This is a genomic window from Vibrio sp. V42_P2S4T144, from assembly GCF_009904715.1.
In the GTDB taxonomy this organism is placed as follows: Bacteria; Pseudomonadota; Gammaproteobacteria; order Enterobacterales; family Vibrionaceae; genus Vibrio; species Vibrio alginolyticus.
Map to the genome: position 1 here is coordinate 1 of NZ_WXWS01000167.1, position 6,444 is coordinate 6,444.

6 protein-coding genes are annotated in these 6,444 nt (G+C 41.9%); all 6 read right to left on the reverse strand.

Features of this window, described 5'->3' with window-relative positions:
- Nucleotides 1-1,408, reverse strand: a 1,408-nt coding sequence (locus CAG68_RS05840; protein WP_161440909.1) for an AAA family ATPase, incomplete at its 3' end; no start/stop codon positions are given.
- Nucleotides 1,409-1,418: 10 nt separating this feature from the next.
- Entirely contained in the window at nucleotides 1,419-2,384 is a 966-nt protein-coding gene (gene tssG / locus CAG68_RS05845; RefSeq protein ID WP_005375963.1) for a type VI secretion system baseplate subunit TssG, read from the reverse strand.
- The gene (gene tssF / locus CAG68_RS05850) at nucleotides 2,381-4,204 is read right to left on the reverse strand and encodes a type VI secretion system baseplate subunit TssF (protein WP_017820213.1); all 1,824 of its coding nucleotides are present in this window, start codon (nucleotides 4,202-4,204) and stop codon (nucleotides 2,381-2,383) included. Before tssF ends, tssG begins: the two co-directional genes overlap by 4 nt.
- Nucleotides 4,201-4,665, reverse strand: coding sequence for a type VI secretion system baseplate subunit TssE (gene tssE, locus CAG68_RS05855; protein WP_017635621.1), 465 nt, complete (start codon nucleotides 4,663-4,665; stop codon nucleotides 4,201-4,203). Before tssE ends, tssF begins: the two co-directional genes overlap by 4 nt.
- A 7-nt stretch (nucleotides 4,666-4,672) precedes the next feature.
- Nucleotides 4,673-5,467, reverse strand: coding sequence for a type VI secretion system accessory protein TagJ (locus tag CAG68_RS05860; RefSeq protein WP_017635622.1), 795 nt, complete (start codon nucleotides 5,465-5,467; stop codon nucleotides 4,673-4,675).
- Nucleotides 5,468-5,477: 10 nt separating this feature from the next.
- Nucleotides 5,478-6,444, reverse strand: a 967-nt coding sequence (gene tssC / locus CAG68_RS05865; protein ID WP_161440910.1) for a type VI secretion system contractile sheath large subunit, incomplete at its 5' end; no start/stop codon positions are given.

The following is a 6,444-nucleotide window of genomic DNA, read 5'->3' on the forward strand; positions in this document are numbered from 1 at the left end:
ATTCAATAATGTCATTAGATAGCGCATCAATCTCTTTTCGGACACCTTGCAGCTGCACATCAAGAGATGCTCCTAGCCGACTCTCTTGGCTAAGATGCTCATACTCAACTTGCTTTGCTTTAAGTTTGTTTCTTTTCGCATCTAGGCCTCCCGGTGTAGATGACTGACTTAACGCAACTCGAGAACAGGCCGTATCCAAAACAGAAACCGCTTTATCTGGCAGTTGACGACCATTAATGTATCGAGCTGACAGTTGGACCGCTGCATTGAGAGCTTGGTTAGTGATATGAACATCGTGGTGTTGTGCCATTACATCAAGTAAGCCTCGTAACATTTCGATCGCGAGTTCAGGGGCAGGCTCATCAACCTTTACGACTTGAAAACGCCTAGTTAAAGCTGCATCTTTTTCAAAATACTTTTTATACTCTGCCCACGTTGTTGCTGCGATCGTTCTGAGTTCACCTCTCGCTAATGCTGGCTTCAGAATATTCGCCGCATCACCTTGGCCCGCTTGCCCACCACCGCCAATTAGGCCATGAGCTTCATCAATGAACAATATAATAGGCTGTGGAGCGTCGTTTACTTCCTTAACAAGGTTCTTAAGCCTGTTTTCAAACTCACCTTTCATGCCTGCGCCGGCTTGCAGTAACGCCAAATCCAGAGACTTAATTGCCACATTTTGCAGAGCGGGAGGTACATCGCCATCAATGATCTTTTGCGCCAAACCTTCAACAACGGCTGTTTTTCCAACACCAGCTTCTCCCGTAAGAATCGGGTTGTTTTGTCGGCGTCTTAATAAAATATCGATCATTAGGCGAATTTCATTATCTCTACCAATCACCGGATCTATTTTACCTTCCCTAGCTTGCTCAGTAAGGTCTGTTGTAAATTGATTCAAGGCGGAATTCGCGTTTGACTGCGCTAAGTCATTCGATCTTGATTGAGGCGCATTACTTTCTTTAAAGTTCAATAAGCGAGATGGTTCTATCTTGTTTAGTTCAGGACTAATCGAACCAGCCATGTTGACTAACGTATCATCAGACAAGTAGGCAAATAAAAGATGGATGCACCCCAACTGTTCTTGATTGAATTCAATGGTTGCAGACAACAAGGCATTTTGCATAACAGTCACCGTATGAGCTGATAGCCCAGGCACCGACTGGCATCCTGTTTTGTATTTTTCTAATGCCTTTTGAATATCGGTTTCAACCTTGATTTTATCGACATCAAATTCGTCAAAAACTTCAGAGTAAATATCGTCAGGATGGCGGATAATCATCATTAACCAGTGAGACATTTCAATACTGTGATGAGTTCGGGAGCTTGCCATCGCAGCTGCCTGTTCAAGTGTTTCCTTAGCCTGAGGAGACAATCTTTCGACCAACGCTGAAAGTGAGAGTGAAGCCATTACATTTCCTTTAAATAGTAATTGTTATAGTTCGATCTTTTGTACGTTCGTGTTTTTTAAGCACAGAACCAATACCTAACTGCCCCTGCTGTTTCGATAAACAAGCTTGTGGTAGCAAACTATGTTTGGTGGTGAGCTGCCACTTCAGTTGTTTATGTTTTCCAATCAACTCATAAGCAGCGTTCTTAATGATTGCTATATTGGGTTGGTTAGGAAGCAATTTACTAACTAGCTGTTTATCTTTTGGCAGAAATTCTATTGTTGTCCCCGCGTTGATGTTCCATGCTTTCGAACCCAAAGACGCTCCTAAACCAAGTTGAGCAAACTGCCCTTCAGGCATAGTTCGGGATGCAAGGCGTGTTTGCTCTTCTTTCGTAAGGTGTAACCATTGTCCTTGAAATTCATGAACTTTTACTTGGCATCCAGATAAACATTCAAGAATACTTTTCAGTCCACCTTTACTTCTCACTGGTGAAGCAAACACACCACCATAGTGCCGGGACAGTGAACTCCCTTTCCCAGTTAATGCCGATTTACAGCTTTCTAACGGCGAACGCGCGCCCTGCGCATGCGCACGAGACTGAACAGTCAGCTGACTCAGTTGCCAACATCGATAATAAAGAGATAATAAGCGATGATTGAAAATATCGTAGAAGTCCACCATAGCCGTATCGCCTTCTTTTTGGCGATGTAAAGCTAATTCACTATAGTGCTGGGGAAGCACACCTTGCTCACCCGTTAGGCCTATTAAATTGGTCTCAATCTCTAACTTGCTGTCATCTATATTTTTCAGTTCACAAAGCTGAGCATTTTCAAAACCTAATGATGGATTAACCTTTAAGTTTAGCTTTTCATGCTTCGGTAACGCATCTGTTCCTATTTGCGCCTCTGCTTGCAGAACTTCGTGTTCAATAAGATGAATCGCTTCAAACAATGGATGTTGCTTTAATTCTCGATAAAATTGTTCCGCGCTCATAGCAACACCTTATCGCCAGTTAATGCGGGCCATAGGTGGAAAGACTTTCCCGTGGACTTAATTCTTATTTCTAACTGCGTAAAAATGTTAATTTCAGCATATTGCGAGAAGTAAACAGATAAAACACTACCTAAGAGAAAGATCTGCTCTTTAGGTAAAATTTGATCAGAAACCGTCAAAATAATTTTTATACCGTGCGCAAATCCAACTTTGCCTTTCTGACTAATTCTTCCTGTAGTAGGCTCAAACTCTAACTTAGTTAAAGCATCGATTACCGCTTTCGTTTCTGCTGTCCCAGAAAATGCATAGAGATTAAGGGTCTGCTTCAAAGTTGCTAAACCATCTTCCTCGGTAAAATGGTTTAAAGTTAAAAGCTTAGTTAACTGCCATCGTGTGCTTTCATCCATTTCTGGCCGAATAGTTTCTGATAAAGAAACTAAACAACGAACAGATTCGAAATTGTCATTTACCTCCGGTAAAGATACTTGCGGCAGCCCACCTCCAAATGGAAGTTTCTGCGCTAAGTTGCGGTTACAGCACTCAGCTTCCACGTACATTAACCAGTTTTCCCGGCTATCCGGGCTGAACAATTGATGTTTTTTATCAACAAAAGAAATGTAAGTTTCTCTACCTGGCTCATCATACCCACCAGCCCAGTTCTTATCCTCACGTCTCATCAACCAATAAATCTCACTAGTGTTTGTATAATGCGTGTGCTCACCAGCGTGATAACATGGCAAATTGTGGTACGTTTTGTTCCAGTTTCTCAACGTTACGTCAGAAATTGAGACAACCTCATTACTTTCAGATTCTTGGTATTGCGGAGACAAGTGGTAATCGTATTCAGTTGGTAGAATACGCTTAGGCTCCATAATACTTTTAAATAAGTTGATTACAGGCACACAACCTACCATTAAGCTTTCTTCGTCCACTTGCTTTGGAAGCCAGTCATCGTTGGTATCAAAGTAAAAATACAGTTCGACTTGCTCTCCAAGATCTAGCTCAGATAATCCAAGTTCGGTGATATCAAAGAACATAAACTTCTCAGGAAAGTGCAAATACTCAACAAGTAATCTTGCTCCTGAAAAGCTTCTTTTACTGTATGGCACAACTTTCTCATCTTCTGAAAATCCTACTTCAGAAAGATGTCTTTTGGTTAAAGGACGAACTTCTTTGCCATCCACAACAACAGATAAACCAATTAGGTTTTGAAACAGCATTTGGTAGAGCTTAAAAGTCAATTGAGATTGACCGTTTAAATAGAAGCGCAGCCGTTCTATCCCCATTTCACCAAGAGGAGTCTCTTCATCTTGAGCCGTGAGCTGTACTTTCAAAACTGAATGAGCATTGCTTTCCCATCGTGAGCCAACTGGCTTGAAAGGCGCATTTTTAAAAACGCCAGAGGTCACATCAACAGGATACATTCTGACCGGATAACAAGTTCTAAACTCGCATTCATGATATCCAGTAGCACCGATAACAACTCGCTCGCCTTCTTCTACATCAAAATAAGAGGAAGTGGAGTTAGAACAGCTCATTTTAATGACTGACATTGACGGGATTGGGGCGTGAAAATCCGGATATAACTGTCCCATCAAAGACTCTGTAAACTGAGGGTAACTATTGTCTAAGCTTTGTCTAATCCTTGCTGTTAGAAATGCGCAGCCTTCTAACAATCTTTCTACGTGTGGATCGTCAACCTGTTCCTCACTAATACGAAGTCTCGCGGCAATCTTGGGATACTGCTCACCAAACTCTTGCCCTTTGTGACGCAAATAAGCTAACTCGCGATTATAGTACTTGAGAAACTCTTCACTCATTTTGCTCTACTCAGTTTCATACCTAAATTTACCGGCTCTACTTCAGAATTGAATCGCACTTCATGAATACTGTTATCAATTAAGCAAGTGGCATTTATCTGTAACCTCAATACCCTATCAATAGCGTTTTTCTCGTCCGAAATCTGGACATGAGGGTTCCTTAACCTCGGCTCAAACTCTTTAATTGCATCATGAACGATGTCGCAAAGCTGATTCTGCCCTTCTTGGCTGCTATAGGGCATTGAGGAAAAATCTGGCAGCCCATAGTTCAATATTGAATAACGAACCTCTAGAAGATCATCAGGAATATTTTTCCATCCAATACGACTATTCAGCATCGACTCTAGATCTCTAAGTAAGCTGCTCAACATCTGTTGCTGGCTTGCAGGGAAGTCTTTCTCATCTCGAGTGAGAGGATCACTATCTATCAATTTGTCGAGCAGAGAAACGGTTAACGACATGATATTTCTACGCTATTTGTTTCTGTTCTAATAATGTAGTCAAATCACAGATTGGAAGCGCTGAGTCACCGACTAACCAACATTTTTGACCCAAGCCAACAAAAGATTCTTGCTCACCAATCTGCTTCCAATCCGTTTCTCGACCTAACTTTTGCGCATCGGTCTCTGAGTCAACATATGTCAACGGCATATGGCCTTCGCCTTCACCAAGTCCATCGATATCAAACTCGACAGGTCGCCAAATACTCTCTAACAAAGAAGTAGGTGCTTTAACTTCTAGCGTATGGATGCTCGATATGGGTACAAGAAAATAGTTACCTGCTGTAGAAAACAGTTCAATGTAACCACCTAAACGATCATCAATATCTCTAGCATCTTCGTAGTTTGTGCCGTTTACGTTAAACCCTTTAATAGTGCGATGCTCTTCAATGCGATGCGATAGACGTGACGCTTCTTCGTACTCTTGATTTCCGAGAGCAAGATTAAATCGAACAAGCTCTTTAGTTAATTCCTCATCACCTAATACTTTGGCACTAGCCGCACCATTGATAAAATCCTTTCTAGCTTGAGCTGCTTTCACTAAATGTCGTAGCTGACTTGCACCAGGCAGATACTCAGGAAACAATTTAATCGATTGCATGAGCTGAGCGTCCGCACGCTCGAAGTCCCCATCAATGCAAAGAAGCTCAATGAAGGAACTTCTCAAGCTCGCATCTTTAGGGGTTGCTTTAATTTCATCAATTAATTGCTCTAGAGCGTGTTGCAATAGGCCTTGGGACAAAGCATTTTTCCATTGAGTCATTGTTATTTCCTTACACCATGTGCTCTGGTGATAATTCGGTAATTAATTTAATGCTAGATACCATTTGATCGAGTTGAAAATGCGGTCGCAAATGGATAACTGAGTAATAATGTCCAGGAGTTTCTCTTTTCTCTCGAACTGTAATTTTCGCTTCATTTAGGGGGTATTTAGCTCGAAGCTCATCAGACGCTTCATCTGATGCGGTAGTGTACTGATGTAACCAGCGTTGAAAGTCACGCTCTAGGCTTTCTGCGTCTTGATACCCACCAATTTTGTCACGCCCCATAACCTTGAGATAATGTGCGACTCGCGATACACACAATGTGTATTGCAACATCGATGTCAGTTTTGCATTCGTTGAAATATGCTTTTCTGCGTATTGTTTGGGCTTGTAGAGAGATACATTCGAGGTCATCCCCACCATATCGGTCTCAGGTATTGGAGAAATAGAAATAAAACCGCACTCAGACAATTCTTGTTCTTTTCTCTCAGAGATTTTCAAGTTTAACGGACATCTTTCACGATCATTCTTGCCATTAACACGCATCTTGCTCCTTGTAGGAGCGACGATAATACCCTGACTGTAATCGCCTTGTTTAATCCCTCGCATATGCGTGAACCAACCATGTTCCTGAAATGCTCTAATTGATACGGCAGCAAAACAGTACGCACTACTCCCCCATAGCAAATCTCGGTTGGAGTCGTAGATGTGTTCTTGAAAATTGAATTTATCATTCCGCGAGCCATCACTTTTGTATGGCTGACGGAACAAGACGTTAGGTGCAGTCAAACCAATAAATTTAGCGTCATCGTTGTCTCTCAAACTACGCCACTTTGCATAATCTTCCTGTTCAAATTGGGCCGCTATATCTCTTATCGCAGAGAGTTGAGCGAAACTATCAACACCAAACATCTCTGGCGATGCAGACATGATAAATGGGCTGAATGCTGCAGCTGCAGACTGAGAGATCTTACTC

Excerpts from the sequence above, each read along its gene's own strand:
- tssG (WP_005375963.1), bottom strand. The coding sequence starts at position 2,384 with ATGAGCGCGGAACAATTTTATCGAGAATTAAAGCAACATCCATTGTTT.
- tssF (WP_017820213.1), bottom strand. The coding sequence starts at position 4,204 with ATGAGTGAAGAGTTTCTCAAGTACTATAATCGCGAGTTAGCTTATTTG.
- tssE (WP_017635621.1), bottom strand. The coding sequence starts at position 4,665 with ATGTCGTTAACCGTTTCTCTGCTCGACAAATTGATAGATAGTGATCCT.
- CAG68_RS05860 (WP_017635622.1), bottom strand. The coding sequence starts at position 5,467 with ATGACTCAATGGAAAAATGCTTTGTCCCAAGGCCTATTGCAACACGCT.